17 protein-coding genes and 1 tRNA gene are annotated in these 16,728 nt (G+C 60.0%); all 18 read left to right on the top strand.

Annotation, left to right across the window (positions count from 1 at the left end; all coding sequences use genetic code 11):
- Window positions 1-49: 49 nt before the first annotated feature.
- The 18 genes from tpiA to AzCIB_RS14800 all read left to right on the top strand — a co-directional run bounded on the left by tpiA (window position 50) and on the right by AzCIB_RS14800 (window position 16,611).
- Complete coding sequence (gene tpiA, locus AzCIB_RS14885; RefSeq protein ID WP_050416616.1) at window positions 50-808, top strand: triose-phosphate isomerase; 759 nt, start codon at window positions 50-52, stop codon at window positions 806-808.
- Window positions 809-829: 21 nt separating this feature from the next.
- Window positions 830-1,189 (top strand): preprotein translocase subunit SecG, encoded by a 360-nt coding sequence (gene secG, locus AzCIB_RS14880; protein WP_050416615.1) that lies wholly within the window; start codon window positions 830-832, stop codon window positions 1,187-1,189.
- Between the two features lie 62 nt (window positions 1,190-1,251).
- A tRNA-Leu gene (locus tag AzCIB_RS14875) sits at window positions 1,252-1,336 on the top strand.
- A 93-nt stretch (window positions 1,337-1,429) separates the two neighbouring features.
- Complete coding sequence (gene ndhC, locus AzCIB_RS24260) at window positions 1,430-1,804, top strand: NADH-quinone oxidoreductase subunit A (RefSeq protein ID WP_050416614.1); 375 nt, start codon at window positions 1,430-1,432, stop codon at window positions 1,802-1,804.
- A gap of 3 nt (window positions 1,805-1,807) precedes the next feature.
- A complete protein-coding gene (locus tag AzCIB_RS24255) occupies window positions 1,808-2,284 on the top strand; it encodes a NuoB/complex I 20 kDa subunit family protein (RefSeq protein ID WP_018992218.1) in 477 nt (158 codons plus the stop codon).
- A 14-nt stretch (window positions 2,285-2,298) separates the two neighbouring features.
- Window positions 2,299-2,904: an NADH-quinone oxidoreductase subunit C gene (locus tag AzCIB_RS14860; RefSeq protein WP_050416613.1), complete on the top strand. Its 606-nt coding sequence runs from the start codon at window positions 2,299-2,301 to the stop codon at window positions 2,902-2,904.
- Window positions 2,897-4,150 carry an NADH-quinone oxidoreductase subunit D gene (locus AzCIB_RS14855; protein WP_050418387.1) on the top strand — a complete coding sequence of 418 codons (1,254 nt, stop codon included), beginning with the start codon at window positions 2,897-2,899 and terminating at the stop codon, window positions 4,148-4,150. Before AzCIB_RS14860 ends, AzCIB_RS14855 begins: the two co-directional genes overlap by 8 nt.
- Before the next feature lie 49 nt (window positions 4,151-4,199).
- On the top strand, window positions 4,200-4,679 hold the full coding sequence (gene nuoE, locus AzCIB_RS14850) for an NADH-quinone oxidoreductase subunit NuoE (protein WP_050416612.1): 480 nt from the start codon (window positions 4,200-4,202) through the stop codon (window positions 4,677-4,679).
- Window positions 4,676-5,989, top strand: coding sequence for an NADH-quinone oxidoreductase subunit NuoF (gene nuoF / locus AzCIB_RS14845; RefSeq protein WP_198149713.1), 1,314 nt, complete (start codon window positions 4,676-4,678; stop codon window positions 5,987-5,989). The genes nuoE and nuoF overlap by 4 nt, the downstream gene beginning before the upstream one ends.
- Window positions 5,989-8,328 (top strand): NADH-quinone oxidoreductase subunit NuoG, encoded by a 2,340-nt coding sequence (gene nuoG, locus AzCIB_RS14840; RefSeq protein WP_050416611.1) that lies wholly within the window; start codon window positions 5,989-5,991, stop codon window positions 8,326-8,328. The genes nuoF and nuoG overlap by 1 nt, the downstream gene beginning before the upstream one ends.
- Window positions 8,328-9,377, top strand: a complete 1,050-nt coding sequence (gene nuoH / locus AzCIB_RS14835; RefSeq protein ID WP_050416610.1) for an NADH-quinone oxidoreductase subunit NuoH — start codon at window positions 8,328-8,330, stop codon at window positions 9,375-9,377. The genes nuoG and nuoH overlap by 1 nt, the downstream gene beginning before the upstream one ends.
- Before the next feature lie 10 nt (window positions 9,378-9,387).
- Window positions 9,388-9,873 (top strand): NADH-quinone oxidoreductase subunit NuoI, encoded by a 486-nt coding sequence (gene nuoI / locus AzCIB_RS14830; RefSeq protein WP_050416609.1) that lies wholly within the window; start codon window positions 9,388-9,390, stop codon window positions 9,871-9,873.
- A 30-nt stretch (window positions 9,874-9,903) separates the two neighbouring features.
- Window positions 9,904-10,506, top strand: a complete 603-nt coding sequence (locus AzCIB_RS14825; protein WP_050416608.1) for an NADH-quinone oxidoreductase subunit J — start codon at window positions 9,904-9,906, stop codon at window positions 10,504-10,506.
- 46 nt (window positions 10,507-10,552) lie between these two features.
- Window positions 10,553-10,858: an NADH-quinone oxidoreductase subunit NuoK gene (gene nuoK / locus AzCIB_RS14820; RefSeq protein ID WP_018992227.1), complete on the top strand. Its 306-nt coding sequence runs from the start codon at window positions 10,553-10,555 to the stop codon at window positions 10,856-10,858.
- A 12-nt stretch (window positions 10,859-10,870) separates the two neighbouring features.
- On the top strand, window positions 10,871-12,892 hold the full coding sequence (gene nuoL, locus AzCIB_RS14815; RefSeq protein ID WP_050416607.1) for an NADH-quinone oxidoreductase subunit L: 2,022 nt from the start codon (window positions 10,871-10,873) through the stop codon (window positions 12,890-12,892).
- Between the two features lie 69 nt (window positions 12,893-12,961).
- Entirely contained in the window at window positions 12,962-14,443 is a 1,482-nt protein-coding gene (locus tag AzCIB_RS14810; RefSeq protein WP_050416606.1) for an NADH-quinone oxidoreductase subunit M, read from the top strand.
- Between the two features lie 37 nt (window positions 14,444-14,480).
- Window positions 14,481-16,049 (top strand): NADH-quinone oxidoreductase subunit NuoN, encoded by a 1,569-nt coding sequence (gene nuoN / locus AzCIB_RS14805; RefSeq protein WP_050416605.1) that lies wholly within the window; start codon window positions 14,481-14,483, stop codon window positions 16,047-16,049.
- A complete protein-coding gene (locus AzCIB_RS14800) occupies window positions 16,027-16,611 on the top strand; it encodes an NUDIX domain-containing protein (protein ID WP_050416604.1) in 585 nt (194 codons plus the stop codon). Before nuoN ends, AzCIB_RS14800 begins: the two co-directional genes overlap by 23 nt.
- Window positions 16,612-16,728 lie beyond the last annotated feature (117 nt).

Raw genomic sequence — 16,728 nt, 5'->3', positions numbered from 1 at the left:
TCGACAAGGCCTGAAGTTACAATCGAAAAATTTCGCTGGGGCGCGGTGCATGAAACGAAAGCTAGTCGTCGGAAACTGGAAGATGAACGGCGACCGTGCGCGCAACAGTGCTCTTCTGGACCAGCTTCTGGGTGCCATGCCGGCGGGCGTCGACTGCGCAGTCTGCGCGCCGTTTCCATATCTTCCTCAGGTCGGGGAAATCCTTGCGGGCAGCGACGTCGCGCTCGGGGCACAGGATGTGAGCGAATTCTCCGATGGCGCCTACACGGGCGATGTAAGCGTGACGATGCTCGCCGACTGGGGCGTCCGCTTTGTTATTGTCGGCCATTCCGAGCGAAGGGCGCTGCATGGCGAGTCCGATGTGGTGGTTGCCCGCAAGGCTGCGGTAGCGCTGGAAGGTGGGATCGTACCTATTGTCTGCATCGGCGAGACTCTGACCGAGCGTCAGTCCGGGGTCACGGAGCAGGTGCTCGAGCGGCAACTGGATGCGCTTGCAGCTAGTCTGTCGCCCGAAGCGCTGCAGCGTATCGTGCTGGCTTACGAGCCGGTCTGGGCGATCGGCACCGGCCGCGCTGCGACCGTCGCGCAGGTTCAGGCTGTGCTGGGATTCGTCAGGCGTTGGCTGGCGTGCCATCTTTCCGCGCCCGAGCGGATTCGCATCCTTTATGGCGGCAGTGTGAAGCCCGAGATGGCGAGCGGGCTGTTCGGCTTGCCGGATGCAGATGGCGGCTTGATCGGTGGGGCTTCGCTCGATGCGCAGTCCTTTCTTGAAATCTGTCGAGCGGCAACGGCCGCGCAGGGCAGTTGAGATTCAAAACAAGGTCATATTATGAGTAATTACTTATTTTCTATTGTCCTGACCATTCATGTGCTGGTCGGGCTTGGCATCATTGCGCTGGTTCTGATGCAGCATGGCAAGGGGGCCGATGCGGGCGCTGCATTCGGTAGCGGGGCGTCGGGCAGCGTGTTCGGTTCCTCCGGTTCGGCGAATTTTCTTAGTCGCACTACGGGAATACTCGCAGCGGTATTCTTTCTCACGAGTCTTGGGCTCAGCTACCTTGGCAACGGCAAGGCAGTTAAGCCTTCCAGTGTCATGCAGGATGCTGCCGTGACCGCTCCGGCGTCCGCCGGGGAGGCTGTCCCCGCGGGTGCGGCGGACGACTCGAAGGCGCAATCGATCCCGAAATAAGTTCCCCTTGGGGCTTTGCGGGATACGGGAAAGGCCGTATAATTTTGTGCTGTAACGAACGTGCCGACGTGGTGAAATTGGTAGACACGCCATCTTGAGGGGGTGGTGGCGAAAGCCGTGTGAGTTCGAGTCTCACCGTCGGCACCAGAACACTGAATCGCCCGCGAAAGCGGGCGTTTTCATGCAATGGGTTAATAAAAAAAACTAAAACAATCTGTATTTAAGACGGGGTGTCACGCAATGCTGGAAAACTACTTTCCTGTTCTGATGTTCATCCTCGTGGGGCTTGGTTTTGGCCTTGTTCCCGTCATCTTGGGGCGACTCGTTGCGCCCTATCGTCCCGGCAGCGAGAAGCTGTCCCCGTATGAGTGTGGCTTCGAGGCATTCGAAGATGCGCGCATGAAGTTCGATGTGCGCTATTACCTCATCGCGATCCTTTTCATTCTTTTCGATCTCGAAATCGCCTTTCTTTTTCCGTGGGCGACGGTGTTCCAGGAATTCATTGCGGCCGGTCAAGTCGCGTGGTTCGTATTCGGCTCGGTTATGGTCTTCATTGCCGTGCTGGTCATCGGTTATGTCGTTGAGTGGAAAAACGGTGCGCTCGACTGGGAGTGATGCATGAGTATTGAGGGCGTCTTTCGCGAAGGGTTTGTAACCACTTCGCTCGATGCGGTAATCAACTGGACTCGCACGGGGTCTCTCTGGCCGATGACCTTCGGTCTTGCTTGCTGTGCGGTCGAGATGATTCATGCGGGTTGTTCTCGCTACGACCTTGACCGCTTTGGTGTCGTGTTTCGGCCCAGTCCGCGGCAGTCGGATCTGATGATTGTGGCTGGGACTCTCTGCAACAAGATGGCGCCAGCGCTACGCAAGGTGTACGAGCAGATGGCCGAGCCTCGCTGGGTCATCTCGATGGGGTCGTGCGCCAATGGTGGTGGCTACTACCACTATTCCTACTCGGTCGTGCGCGGTTGTGACCGCATTGTGCCGGTCGATGTGTACGTCCCCGGTTGTCCACCTACGGCTGAAGCGCTGCTCTACGGCATCATTCAGCTCCAAAACAAGATCAAGCGCACGAATACCATCGCGCGCTGACGGATGGTTCATCTATGAGTCCCAAGCTTGAGCGTCTGAGCCAGGCCCTGCAAGAGGTCCTGGGTGACAAGTTACGGTCGATCGTGGTCGATCGTGGTGAGGTGACCATCGACGTTGCGCCGGAAGATTATCTCGGCGTGGCTCAGACTCTGCGTGATTACGCGGATCTGTGCTTCGAAGAGTTGCTCGATGTGTCCGGCCTCGATTATTCGACTTACGGGAATGGTGCCTGGGGTGGAAAGCGCTTTGCGGTTGCCGTCCATCTCCTTTCGGTTGCGAAAAACTGGCGTCTGCGCGTGAAAGTCTTCGCGGCTGACGACGATTTTCCGGTGCTCGAATCCGTCGTGGGTATCTGGCCGAGCGCCAACTGGTATGAGCGCGAGACCTTCGATCTGTACGGAATCATGTTCTCGGGGCACCCCGATCTGCGGCGGATTCTGACCGACTACGGTTTTGTCGGTCATCCATTCCGCAAGGATTTTCCGGTCACCGGGTACGTCGAGATGCGCTACGACGCGGACCAGGGTCGGGTTGTCTATCAGCCGGTTACGATCGAGCCGCGCGAAAATACTCCGCGCATTGTGCGCGATGAGAATTACGGGGATGTCGGCCATGGCTGAGATTCGCAATTACACGATCAACTTTGGTCCTCAGCATCCGTCTGCGCACGGCGTGCTGCGTCTGGTTCTCGAACTGGACGGCGAGGTCGTCGAGCGCGCCGATCCCCATATCGGGTTGCTCCACCGGGGGACGGAAAAGCTTGCCGAAACGCGCACGTGGATCCAGTCAGTGCCTTACATGGACCGTCTCGACTACGTGTCCATGATGTGCAACGAGCATGCGTACTGCATGGCGATCGAGCGTCTGCTCGGGATCGAGGTGCCGATTCGCGCGCAGTACATTCGCGTGATGTTCGACGAGGTTACGCGGATCCTGAACCACCTTCTGGGCATCGGTACGCACGCACTCGACATCGGCGCCATGACGATGGTGCTGTACACATTCCGCGAGCGTGAAGACCTCATGGACGTATACGAAGCGGTGTCCGGTGCGCGGATGCATGCGGCGTATTACCGCCCGGGTGGCGTCTATCGTGATCTGCCTGACCGCATGCCCCAGTATGAGGTCAGCAAGTTCAAGAACGCCAACACGGTTCGCCAGTTGAACGAGAGCCGTCAGGGCTCGATGCTGGACTTCCTCGAAGACTTTACCAACCGCTTCACCGGCTACTGCGACGATTACGAGACGCTGCTGACGGATAACCGGATCTGGAAGCAGCGGACCGTCGGCATTGGTGTGGTGACGCCCGAGCAGGCGAAGGCTTGGGGTTTCACCGGTGTGATGTTGCGCGGTTCTGGCGTGCCTTGGGATTTGCGCAAGAAGCAGCCTTACGAGGTCTACGACCAGGTCGAATTCGATGTGCCGGTCGGAAAGACCGGCGACTGCTATGACCGCTACCTCGTCCGGATGGAGGAGATGCGGCAGTCCAATCGCATCATCAAGCAGTGCATCGACTGGTTGCGCAAGAACCCCGGCCCCGTGATTGCCGATAACCACAAAGTTGCACCGCCGCCGCGTGAGCGCATGAAGGCGAACATGGAAGAGCTTATCCATCACTTCAAGCTCTTCACCGAAGGTATGCACGTTCCGGCGGGTGAGGTTTATGCCGCGGTCGAGCATCCTAAGGGCGAGTTCGGCGTGTATGCAGTATCCGACGGCGCAAATAAGCCCTACCGTCTGAAGATGCGCGCGCCTGGCTTTGCGCACCTTGCTGCGATGGACGAAATGGCGCGTGGGCACATGATTGCCGACGTCGTCGCGATCATTGGCACCATGGATGTCGTGTTCGGCGAAATCGACCGCTGAACGCTTGGTCTTGAAACGTCGGCAGGCAACCCGGGAAGACGAGTACGAAATGCTGAGTCAAGAATCGCTACAACAGATCGATCGCGAGATCGCGAAATATCCACCCGAGCAGAAGCAGTCGGCCGCGATGTCGGCGCTGCGCATCGCGCAGGTCGAAAAGGGCTGGCTGCCGAAGGAAGTCATCGAGTTCGTTGCCAGCTATCTCGGCATGCCCGCTATTGCGGCCTATGAGGTGGCGAGCTTCTACAACATGTATGACCTCGAGCCGGTGGGGCGTCACAAGATCACCGTGTGCACGAATCTCCCCTGTGCGCTATCCGGTGGTGTCCATGCGGCCGACTATCTTAAGGAAAAGCTCGGCATCGACTTCAACGAAACGACCCCCGACGGGAAGTTCACGCTGAAGGAAGGTGAGTGCATGGGTGCTTGCGGCGATGCCCCCGTGCTGCTGGTCAATAATCATCACATGTGCAGCTGGATGACGAAGGAAAAGATCGATCAGATCCTCGCGGAGCTGGAAGACAAATGAGCGCAAGCGGACTGATTCTCGCCGGCGTCGACGGCGATCGTACCTGGGGGCTGCAGGACTATGTTGCACGCGGTGGTTATTCCGCGCTGCGCAAGATCATCAGCGAAAAAATCCCGCCTGAGACGATCATCGCGGAACTGAAGGCCTCCTCCCTGCGTGGTCGTGGTGGCGCAGGTTTCCCGACCGGGTTGAAGTGGAGCTTCATGCCCCGTTCCTTCCCTGGGGCAAAGTATCTGGCGTGCAACTCGGACGAAGGCGAGCCGGGTACCTTCAAGGATCGTGACATCCTGCGCTACAACCCGCACACGGTCATCGAAGGGATGACCATCGCTGCGTATGCGATGGGTTGCGAGCGTGGCTACAACTACATTCACGGCGAGATCTTCGAGGTCTACGAGCGCTTCGAAGCAGCGCTTGCCGAGGCACGTGCGGCGGGCCTGCTCGGGCAGAACATTCTCGGTTCCGATTTCTCATTCGAGCTGTTCGCCCATCACGGCTACGGCGCGTATATCTGCGGTGAGGAAACCGCACTGCTCGAGTCGATCGAAGGCAAGAAGGGCCAGCCGCGCTTCAAGCCGCCTTTCCCTGCCAGCTACGGCCTGTACGGAAAGCCGACGACGATCAACAACACGGAAACTTTCGCGTCCGTTCCGTTCATCATCAACATGGGCGGAGAAGCCTTCCTCAACCTGGGCAAACCGAACAACGGCGGCACGAAGCTGTTCTCGGTATCCGGTCATGTGAGCCGTCCCGGCAATTACGAAATTGCCATGGGTACGCCGTTCGCCGAGCTGCTCGAGATGGCGGGTGGGATGCGCGGCGGGCGCAAGCTCAAGGCGGTGATCCCCGGCGGTTCGTCGGCGCCTGTCCTTCCGGGCAACGTGATGATGGACTGCACGATGGACTATGACTCGATCTCGAAAGCGGGGTCGATGCTCGGTTCTGGCGCCGTCATCGTGATGGATGAAACGACGTGCATGGTCAAGGCGCTCGAGCGTCTGTCGTACTTCTACTTCGAGGAGTCCTGCGGCCAGTGCACCCCGTGCCGGGAAGGTACGGGCTGGCTTTACCGCGTCGTCCATCGCATCGAAAACGGACTCGGGCGGAAGGACGACCTCGACCTTCTCAATTCGGTAACCGGCAACATCATGGGCCGCACGATCTGCGCCCTCGGTGATGCCGCGTCGATGCCGGTGCAGAGCTTCATCAAGCACTTCGGTTCCGAATTCGAGTACCACATTGAAAACAAGAAATGTCTAGTGCCGCCTGAAGTCCAGTATGAAGGCAGCCAAATCTACGTGAGACCGTGATGCTAGAGATTGAAATCGACGGCAAGCAGGTGACGGTCGAGGATGGCAGCACCATCATGGATGCTGCCACCAAGGCCGGTGCTTTCGTTCCGCACTTCTGTTACCACAAGAAGCTCTCGATCGCGGCGAGCTGCCGCATGTGCCTCGTGCAGGTCGAGAAGGCACCCAAGCCGCTTCCCGCGTGCGCCACTCCGGTGACGAACGGGATGAAGGTATGGACACGTTCGGAGCAGGCGGTGAAGGCCCAGAAGGGCGTCATGGAGTTTCTGCTCATCAACCACCCGCTGGATTGCCCGATCTGCGACCAGGGTGGCGAGTGCCAGTTGCAGGATCTGGCTGTCGGCTACGGCGGCAGCCAGTCGCGTTACGAGGAAGAGAAGCGCGTCGTTCTGAACAAGAACCTCGGTCCGCTCGTTTCGACCGATATGACGCGCTGCATCAACTGCACGCGCTGCGTGCGATTCACGACGGAAATCGCAGGGCAGATGGAACTGGGCCAGGCATTCCGCGGCGAACATGCCGAAATCATGCCGTTCGTCGAAAAGACGGTGGACTCGGAGTTGTCCGGCAACATCATCGATCTCTGCCCCGTCGGTGCGCTGACCTCGAAGCCGTTCCGCTTCTCGGCCCGTACCTGGGAGCTGGCGCGTCGCCGTTCGGTGAGCCCGCACGATTCGCTCGGCTCCAACCTGATCGTTCAGGTGAAGCACGATGTGGTCAAGCGCGTGCTGCCGTTCGAAAACGAGGACATCAACGAGTGCTGGTTGTCCGACAAGGACCGTTTCTCGTATGAAGGTCTCAACGGCGAAGATCGTCTCACCGTCCCGATGCTCAAGCAGGACGGTGTGTGGAAGGAAGCGGACTGGCAGACGGCCCTTGAATTCGCGGCGAACGGGCTGCGCAAGACGGCCAAGCAGAACGGTCCGGATTCCATCGGCGCGCTGGCTTCGCCGCATGCAACGGTCGAAGAGCTGTATCTTCTGCAGAAGCTCACTCGTGCCATCGGTTCCGACAGCGTCGATTTCCGCCTGCGTCAGAGCGATTTCCGCGCTGACGGGTTCCGCGAAGGTGCACCGTGGCTGGGCATGCCCATCAACGATGTGGGCGGCCTCAACCGCCTGCTAGTGATCGGCAGCTTCCTGCGCAAGGATACGCCGCTGCTCGCCCAGCGCGTGCGGCAGGCGGCCAAGCGCGGTCTGCATGTCAGTGCAATCAATGCGAGCGCCGAGGAGTGGCTGTTGCCGGTGAAAAACCGCGTGCTGGCCGCCCCGTCCGCTATCGTCCCTGTGCTCCTGCAGGTGGTTGCCGCTCTCGCGGCCGAGAAGGGTGCAAAGGTCGCCGAGCATCTTTCCGCGGTCATGCCCTCCGCCGTGTCCGATGAGGCGCGTGCGATCGCCCAGAGTCTCGCATCCGGCCGCAAGGTCGCTGTCTGGCTCGGCAACCTTGCGGTGCAGAGCGAATATGCTTGCGAGATTCAGCAACTCGCTGAGGAAATTGCGCGCCTGACCGAAGGTGTTTTCGGGGTGATCGGCGAGGCAGCCAACAGTGTCGGCGGTTATCTTGCCAAGGCAGTGCCCCTGGTTGGTGGCCTCAATGCGCGGCAGATGCTGGAGCAACCCCGCAAGGCCTATCTCCTGCTGAATGCCGAACCGGACATGGATTTTGCGAACCCGGCTTTGGCGCAGTCCGTACTGGAAACTGCGCCGTTGGTGATCGCACTATCGGCCTTCAAGTCGCCGTCCCTGCTTGCTGCAGCGGATGTGCTGCTGCCGATCGCTCCGTTCACAGAGACCTCGGGCACCTTCGTGAACTGCGAAGGGCGTGCGCAGAACTTCAATGCAGTCGCTCGTCCCCTCGGCGATACCCGTCCCGGCTGGAAGGTTCTGCGGGTTCTAGGAAATCTCCTCGAGTTCGAAGGCTTCGATCAGAACGATTCGGAGGCTGTCGCTGCGGAGGCGCTCGCAGATGGCAACCGTCCAGATCTCGGTAATCGTCTGTATGGCCTCGAGTTCACGTTCGCCGGACAGGCTAGCGCCGGATTCGAACGGGTCAGCGATGTGCCGATCTACGCTGCCGATCCGCTGGTGCGACGCGCCACGTCGCTGCAGAAGACGCGCGACGCGAGGGCTCCAGTGGCGCGCGCAAGTGCGGCGACCCTTGCCGCGATCGGCGTTGAATCGGGCGCGGGCGTGCGCCTGAAGCAGGGGCAGGGGGCGGCCGAGGTCCTGATCGTCGCGGACGATTCGATCGCGGCGAACTGCGTGCGTGTTGCTGCGGCCAATGCGGCAACCGCCGCCCTCGGCGCAATGTGCGGCGAGATCAGCGTGGAGCGTGTCTGATGGAAGCGTTGCTGGAACCCGTGTCGCAGTTCTTCGGGCCCGCGTGGCCTGCCGTCTGGACGCTCGCGAAGATCGTAGCGATCATCGCGCCGCTCATGATCGGCGTGGCCTATCTGACGCTCGCGGAACGCAAGGTCATCGGCTACATGCAGGTCCGCATCGGCCCGAACCGTGTCGGGCCGAAGGGGCTGCTGCAGCCGATTGCCGATGGTATGAAACTCCTCTTCAAGGAGATCATCATTCCGTCGGGTGCGAGCAAGGGGCTTTTCATCCTCGGGCCGATTCTCGCGATCGCCCCGTCTCTGGCAGCCTGGTCGGTGGTGCCCTTCAGTGAGGGGATGGTGCTCGCAAACGTGAACGCCGGCCTGTTGCTGCTGCTGGCGATCACGTCGATGGAAGTGTATGGCGTCATCATCGCCGGCTGGGCATCGAACTCGAAATACCCGTTCCTCGGTTCCATGCGGGCGGCGGCCCAGATGGTGTCGTACGAAGTGGCGATGGGTTTCGCTCTGATCTGTGTGCTGCTGATCTCGTCGAGCCTAAACCTGAGTGACATCGTGCATTCGCAGGGCCAAGGAAGATTCCATGACATGGGGTTGTCTTTCCTGTCCTGGAACTGGCTCCCGCTTCTGCCGATGTTCATTGTTTTCCTGATTTCGGGAATTGCGGAAACCAACCGTGCGCCGTTCGACGTGGTCGAGGGTGAGTCGGAAGTGGTTGCCGGGCATATGGTCGAGTACTCCGGGATGGCCTTCGCGCTGTTCTTCCTGGCCGAATACGCGAACATGTTCCTCGTGTCGGTGATGACGGCGGTGCTCTTCATGGGCGGCTGGCTTTCGCCGATCGGCGCGATTCCAGACGGTTTCCACTGGCTGGCACTGAAGACCGCGTTCTTCCTGTTCGTGTTCCTGTGGGTACGTGCGACATTCCCGCGCTTCCGCTACGACCACATCATGCGGTTGGGTTGGAAGGTGTTTATTCCGATCACCCTGGTCTGGGTGATTGTGGTGGCGGTGTGGATGATGTCGCCGCTGTCTATCTGGAAGTGAGAGGCTAAAGATGGGTGCCAAGGATTACATCGGTAGCCTGTTCCTAACGGAACTGATCAAGGGCTTGGCGCTTACGGGGCGTCACCTGTTCGCGCGCAAGATCACGATACAGTTTCCGGAGGAGAAGACTCCGCAAAGCCCGCGTTTTCGTGGTCTGCATGCTCTGCGACGCTATCCCAACGGTGAGGAGCGCTGCATCGCCTGCAAGCTGTGCGAGGCGATCTGCCCAGCAATGGCGATCACCATCGAGTCCGATCAGCGCGACGACGGTTCGCGTCGTACGACCCGGTACGACATCGATCTGACGAAGTGCATCTTCTGTGGGTTCTGCGAAGAGGCTTGTCCGGTGGATGCGATCGTCGAGACGCGCGTGCTCGAGTACCACGGTGAGCAGCGGGGCGATCTGTATTACACGAAGCAGATGCTGCTCGCCGTCGGCGACCGGCATGAAGCCCAGATCGCTGCCGACCGCGAAGCAGACTCGAAGTACCGCTAAGGGAGGGCGCCTGCGGGCGCCGCAAAGGACATGGATTTCAAGACCCTCGTTTTCTACATCCTGTCGGCGATCATGGTGTTCGCCGCGCTTCGGGTGATTACGTCACGGAACCCGGTGCATGCCGCACTGTTCCTCGTGCTTTCCTTCGTAACCGCCGGCGGCATCTGGCTGCTTCTGGCCGCGGAGTTCCTCGCGATCGTGCTTGTCATGGTGTACGTCGGGGCGGTCATGGTGCTCTTCCTGTTCGTCGTGATGATGCTTGACATCAACCTCGATCGGCTGCGCGAGGGCTTCTGGAGCTACCTGCCGGTTGGCGCGCTGATCGGAATCCTGCTGGCCATCGAAATGGCGTTGGTGCTTGGGGGCCGGTACTTCGGTCTCGAGGCGATGCCAGAGCCGCCTGCAACGCAGGCCGGTTACAGCAATACGCGCGAACTGGGGCGTCTCCTGTATACCGATTACGTCTATCCGTTCGAACTTGCCTCGCTGCTGTTGCTGGTGGCGATGGTCGTTGCCGTGTCGCTGACCCTGCGCAAGCGCAAGGGGCTGCGTCAGGTGCATCCGTCGGATCAGGTGGCCGTCAAGCGTGGTGATCGCGTCGAACTCGTTTCGATGCCCGCCGAGAAAGAATAAGAACTGCGGCAGTTTCGCGGGAACTGGTGCAATCAAGGGGTTATAGATGCTTTCGCTTTCCCACTATCTGATTCTGGGCGCGATCCTGTTCGCGATCAGCGTGGTCGGGATCTTCCTGAACCGGAAGAACCTGATCGTGCTGCTGATGGCGATCGAGCTGATGCTGCTCGCGGTCAATCTGAACTTCGTCGCCTTCTCGCACTATCTGGGCGACCTGGCCGGACAGATTTTTGTTTTCTTCATCCTCACCGTGGCCGCGGCGGAGTCTGCGATCGGTCTCGCGATTTTGGTCGTGCTGTTCCGCAACCTGCGGACGATTCACGTTGATGATCTGGACAGCCTCAAGGGTTAAGGAAGCGGCTCGATGACGGACATGCAAAAGCTCTATCTCCTGGTACCGCTTGCGCCTCTCGCTGGGGCGATTCTGGCGGGTCTGTTCGGCAAGGCCATCGGTCGTGCCGGCGCGCATATCGTGACGATCCTCGGCGTTGCGGTTGCGTTGGCCGCCTCGGTGGTGATCTTCCAGGATGTTCAGGCAGGCAACACGTTCAACGGCACGTTGTACACGTGGATGAAGAGCGGAAACCTCACCTTTGAAGTCGGATTTTTGATCGATCCGCTCACGGTCATGATGATGCTCGTGGTCACGTTCGTGTCGCTGATGGTGCATATCTACACCATCGGCTACATGCATGACGATCCCGGCTACCAGCGCTTCTTCAGCTACATCTCGCTGTTCACCTTCTCGATGCTGATGCTGGTGATGTCGAACAACTTCCTCCAGCTGTTCTTCGGTTGGGAAGCTGTGGGCCTGGTGTCGTATCTGCTGATCGGCTTCTGGTACGAGCGGCCGACCGCGATCTACGCGAACCTCAAGGCCTTCCTCGTCAACCGTGTCGGCGACTTCGGCTTCCTTCTGGGGATCGGCCTGATCGCAGCGTACGCTGGCAGCCTCGACTACGCGGAGGTGTTTGCGAAGGGGAGCGAGCTCGCCGCGCAGGACATGGCCGGTACCGGCTGGCCGCTGATCACTGCGATCTGCATCTGTCTGTTCATCGGTGCGATGGGCAAGTCGGCGCAGGTTCCGCTGCATGTGTGGCTGCCTGACTCGATGGAAGGTCCGACGCCGATCTCGGCGCTGATTCACGCCGCGACGATGGTGACGGCCGGCATTTTCATGGTGGCGCGCATGTCGCCGCTGTTCGAACTGTCCGACGTGGCCTTGTCCTTCGTTCTCGTCATCGGCGCAACGACGGCCCTCTTCATGGGCTTTCTCGGCATCGTGCAGAACGACGTCAAGCGCGTTGTCGCGTATTCGACCCTGTCGCAGCTCGGCTACATGACCGTCGCATTGGGCGTGTCGGCATACTCGGCGGCCGTGTTCCACCTGATGACGCATGCGTTTTTCAAGGCGCTGCTGTTCCTCGGTGCCGGTTCGGTGATCATCGGCATGCATCACGATCAGGACATGCGCAACATGGGTGGCCTGTGGAAGTACATGCCGATCACGTGGATCACCTCGCTGCTCGGTTCGCTGGCGCTGATCGGCTTCCCATTCTTCGCGGGTTTCTACTCGAAGGATTCGATCATCGAAGCGGTGCACGCGTCGACGATCCCGGGCGCTGGCTATGCATTGTTCTGCGTGCTGGCGGGTGTATTCGTGACGGCGTTCTACTCGTTCCGTATGTACTTCCTCGTGTTCCACGGGAAAGAACGGTTCGGGAACAACCACGGTCATCATGATCACGAGGGTGACCACGACGACGAAGAGGTGTCGGCTGATCACCATCACGGTCTCGCCCCCGGACAGAAGCCGCACGAGTCGCCGTGGGTGGTGACGCTACCGCTGGTGCTGCTCGCGGTGCCGTCCGTGGTTATCGGTTTCTTCACTATCGAGCCGATGCTCTTCGGTGACTGGTTCAAGGGCGTGATCCACGTCGGCAGCAACCACGTCGGTCTGTCGGAACTGGCAGCCCAATTCCACGGTCCGGTCGCGATGGCTCTTCATGGGCTGCAGACCGCGCCGTTCTGGCTGGCGATGGGTGGAGTGGTGCTGGCGTGGTTCTTCTATCTGGTTCGTCCCGACATCCCGGCGGCGATCCAGCGTACGTTCCGCCCGGTGCATGCGCTGCTCGAAAACAAGTACTTCTTCGATCGCTTCAACGAGATCGTGTTTGCGGGCGGTTCGCGGCTGATCGGCAAGGGGCTCTGGAAGGCCGGCGATCAGGCCATCATCGACGGCGTGGCAATCAACGGAACGGCTAGGCTGGTGGGCTGGGTCGCGCAGATCAGCCGTCTGTTCCAGACGGGCCACCTGTACCAGTACGCTTTCGCAATGATCATCGGGGTCTTCATTCTCCTCACCTTCTGGTTCAACCTGGTTTGAACCGAAAGGTCGGTCTGTGAATAACGATAAACACGCGTCAGTTTTCGGCGCACTGAACGGAAAGTAACGATGACGGGTATGCCATTCCTCAGCCTCGCGATCTGGATACCGATCCTGGGTGGGTTGCTCGTGCTAGCAACCGGTTCGGACCGCAACGCGCCGCTGGCGCGGTCCCTTTCCATGCTGGTTGCGCTTGTCGGGTTCGCGGTGACGATCCCACTGTTCACTCAGTTCGACGCAAGCAGCAGTTCGATGCAGTTCGCCGAGTTCCTTCCGTGGATTCCGCGCTTCAACATCAACTACCACCTCGGTGTGGACGGTATTTCAGTGCTGTTCGTGCTGCTCAACGCGTTCATCACGATCATCGTCGTGATGGCGGGCTGGCAGGTGATCCAGGAAAAGGTCGCCCAGTACATGGCGGCGTTCTTGATCATGTCGGGGCTGATGAACGGGATCTTCTCCGCGCTCGATGGCATCCTGTTCTATGTGTTCTTCGAGGCGTCGCTGATTCCGCTCTACCTGGTCATCGGTATCTGGGGTGGTGCGAACCGGGTCTATGCCGCGTTCAAGTTCTTTCTCTATACGCTGTTCGGTTCGCTGCTGATGCTGATCGCCCTGTTGTACCTGTTCATGCAGGCGGGCGGCAGTTTCAGCATCCTCGACTGGCACAAGCTGCCGCTCGCGATGGATGCGCAGCAGTTGATCTTCTGGGCCTTCCTGATCGCCTTTGCGGTCAAGGTGCCGATGTGGCCGGTGCATACCTGGCTACCGGATGCGCACGTCGAGGCGCCCACGGGAGGCTCTGTGGTGCTGGCCGCGATTGCTCTGAAGCTGGGTGCCTACGGTTTCCTGCGGTTCTCCCTGCCGATCGTGCCTGACGCATCGCAGGCCATGGCGCCGATGATGATTACTTTGTCGTTGATTGCCGTGATCTATATCGGCTTCGTCGCGTTGGTCCAGACCGACATGAAGAAGCTCGTGGCGTACTCGTCGATTTCGCACATGGGTTTCGTGACCCTCGGTTTCTTCATGTTCAACGCCGTGGGTCTCGAAGGCGCGCTGGTGCAGATGATTTCGCACGGATTCGTTTCGGGTGCCATGTTCCTTTGCATCGGCGTGCTTTACGACCGGATGCATACGCGCAACATCGCCGACTATGGCGGCGTGGTTAAGACGATGCCGAAGTTCGCCGCCTTCTTCATGCTGTTTGCTATGGCGAACGCCGGTCTTCCTGGTACCAGCGGCTTCATCGGCGAGTTCATGGTTGTGCTGGGTGCGGTCCAGTTCAACTTCTGGGTTGCCTTCGCTGCCGCGACGACCCTGATCCTTGGTGCCGCCTATACGCTCTGGATGTACAAGCGCGTCGTCTTCGGCGTCGTCGGCAATAGCCACGTCGCCGAACTCGAGGACATCGGTGCGCGCGAGTTCGCCTTCCTCGGGATACTTGCGCTGTGTGTGCTGGCGATGGGCTTGTATCCCTTCCCGTTCACGGAAGTGATGCATGCGTCGGTTAATGAACTCCTGCGGCATGTTGCCGTGAGCAAGCTCTGAGCGAGCGGGCGAGACACTTTTTCGGATTGGTCAGAAGATGAATTTCGTCATTCCCGACTTTTACCCCGCCGCGGCAGAGATTCTCGTCGCCGTGATGGCGCTGGTGATCATGTTGGCTTCCACCTTTGCGCGGCGCGTGGCCAGCGATCTCGCTTACGGGCTCACTCAACTTACGCTGGTGTTTGCTGCACTGGTCAGCGTGCTCGTGAGTCCCAACCTCCTCGCGGCCGTTGCGGCGGTGGTCTCCGAGGTACCCCTGTTTGGTGTTCGACTCGCCGAGGTACTGATGAGCCTTGCCGAGGGCTACGCGGCGAACGAGGTGGTTGCGACTTTCAGCGGCATGTTCATCGGCGACATGCTCGGCGGTCTGCTCAAGGTGTTTTCGCTGCTGGCGGTTGCGATCGCGCTGCTGTACGGTCGCGGTTACCTTGCCGACCGCAAGATGGATCGCCCCGAGTATTACCTGCTGTCGCTCCTGATGAGCCTCGGCATGATGGTGATGATCAGCGCGAATCACATGCTGTCGCTGTACATGGGCCTCGAGATGATGTCTCTGTCCCTGTACGGGATGGTTGCCTTCGATCGCGACTCGCCGCGTGCGACCGAGGCAGCGATGAAGTACTTCGTGCTCGGTGCGCTGGCCTCCGGTCTCCTGCTCTACGGCATGTCGATGATCTACGGCGCGACGGGCAGCCTTGAGCTGTCGGGCATTGCGCAGTCGATCTACCATCAGGCCGCCAACAAGACGGTGCTGGTGTTCGGTCTGGTGTTCATCGTCGCCGGACTCGCATTCAAGCTGGGCGTGGTCCCGTTTCACATGTGGGTGCCCGACGTCTATCAGGGCGCACCGACGGCCGTGACGCTGATGATTTCGGCTGCGCCCAAGCTCGCCGCCTTCGCGATCACGATGCGCCTGCTGGTCTACGGTCTGTTCGAACTGGCGGACCAGTGGCAGACGATGCTGATGTTCCTCTCGGTGCTTTCGATCGTGCTCGGCAATCTGGCAGCGATCGCCCAGACGAACATCAAGCGCATGCTTGCCTACTCGGGTATCTCGCACATGGGTTTCGTGCTGCTCGGCCTGCTCGCGGGGGTGGTCGACGGTGATCGCAACTTCGCGCTCAACGCTTACAGCTCGGCGATGTTCTATGCGGTGTCCTACGTGATCATGAGCCTCGCATCGTTCGGCATGGTGATCCTGCTGTCACGTGCAGGCTTCGAGGCCGAGAACATCGACGACTTCAAGGGCTTGAACAAGCGCAATTCGTGGTTTGCGGCGCTGATGATGATCGTGATGTTCTCGATGGCGGGTATCCCCTTCTTCATCGGTTTCTTCGCCAAGCTTTCGGTGCTGCAGGCCGTGGTCGCCGCGGGCCATGTCTGGCTGGCGGTCCTGGCTGTCATGATGTCGGTGATTGGCGCGTTCTACTACCTGCGCGTCGTGAAGATCATGTACTTCGACGAACCGGTCGACAGTACGCCGATCCGTGCTCAGGGCGAGGTACGTTTCCTGTTGTCCGCGAATGGTCTCGCGATCGCCGTCCTCGGCCTGCTGCCACAGGGCTTGATGTCGCTCTGCGCCTATGCGCTCCTTGCCTCCCTCTGAGACGGATCCGCTCGAAGAGAGTCCACTCGAATCCCTCCCGGTCTACGACGGCGTCCTGTTGAAGGTCCGTCGGGACCGGGTTGCGCTTCCGGATGGCAGCGAATCGGTCCGGGAATACATCACCCACCCGGGGGCCGTCGTTGTCGTCGCAGTTCTGCCTGACGGTCGCCTTCTGTTTGAACGGCAGTTCCGTTATCCCCTGCGTCGTGCTTTCCTCGAATTGCCCGCGGGCAAGATCGATGCGGGTGAGGACCTGCTTGCTTGTGCCCGACGTGAGTTGCGCGAGGAGACGGGCTACGACGCCGGTGCTTGGCTGTACCTCGGCGTCATGCACCCGTGTATCGGTTACTCGGATGAGCGCATCGAGATATTCCTGGCCCGTGATCTGACCCACGTAGGCGACGCGCTCGATGATGGCGAATTCCTCGAAGTCCTGACGTACTCGGTCGATGAGGCGATTCGTGCGGTGATGGAGGGCGTGATTACCGATGCGAAGACGATCACGGCCTTGTTCCGGGCCTTGCCCGCACTTGGAGTCGTAATTTCAGCTTCAGCGCCGTAGCCGCACCAGGCTGGGTCGAGGTCTGGCTCGGTGGCCAAAATCGCGACATGAGCGGGAACGTGCCGGCAGGGTTGGATAGGTCGGCGGCAAAAAAACGCGAACCTTGTGGTTCGCGTT

Source organism: Azoarcus sp. CIB, assembly GCF_001190925.1.
Classification (GTDB): domain Bacteria; phylum Pseudomonadota; class Gammaproteobacteria; order Burkholderiales; family Rhodocyclaceae; genus Aromatoleum.
The sequence above is the reverse complement of the archived record's forward strand: the minus strand, read 5'-3'. Positions and strand labels throughout refer to the sequence as shown.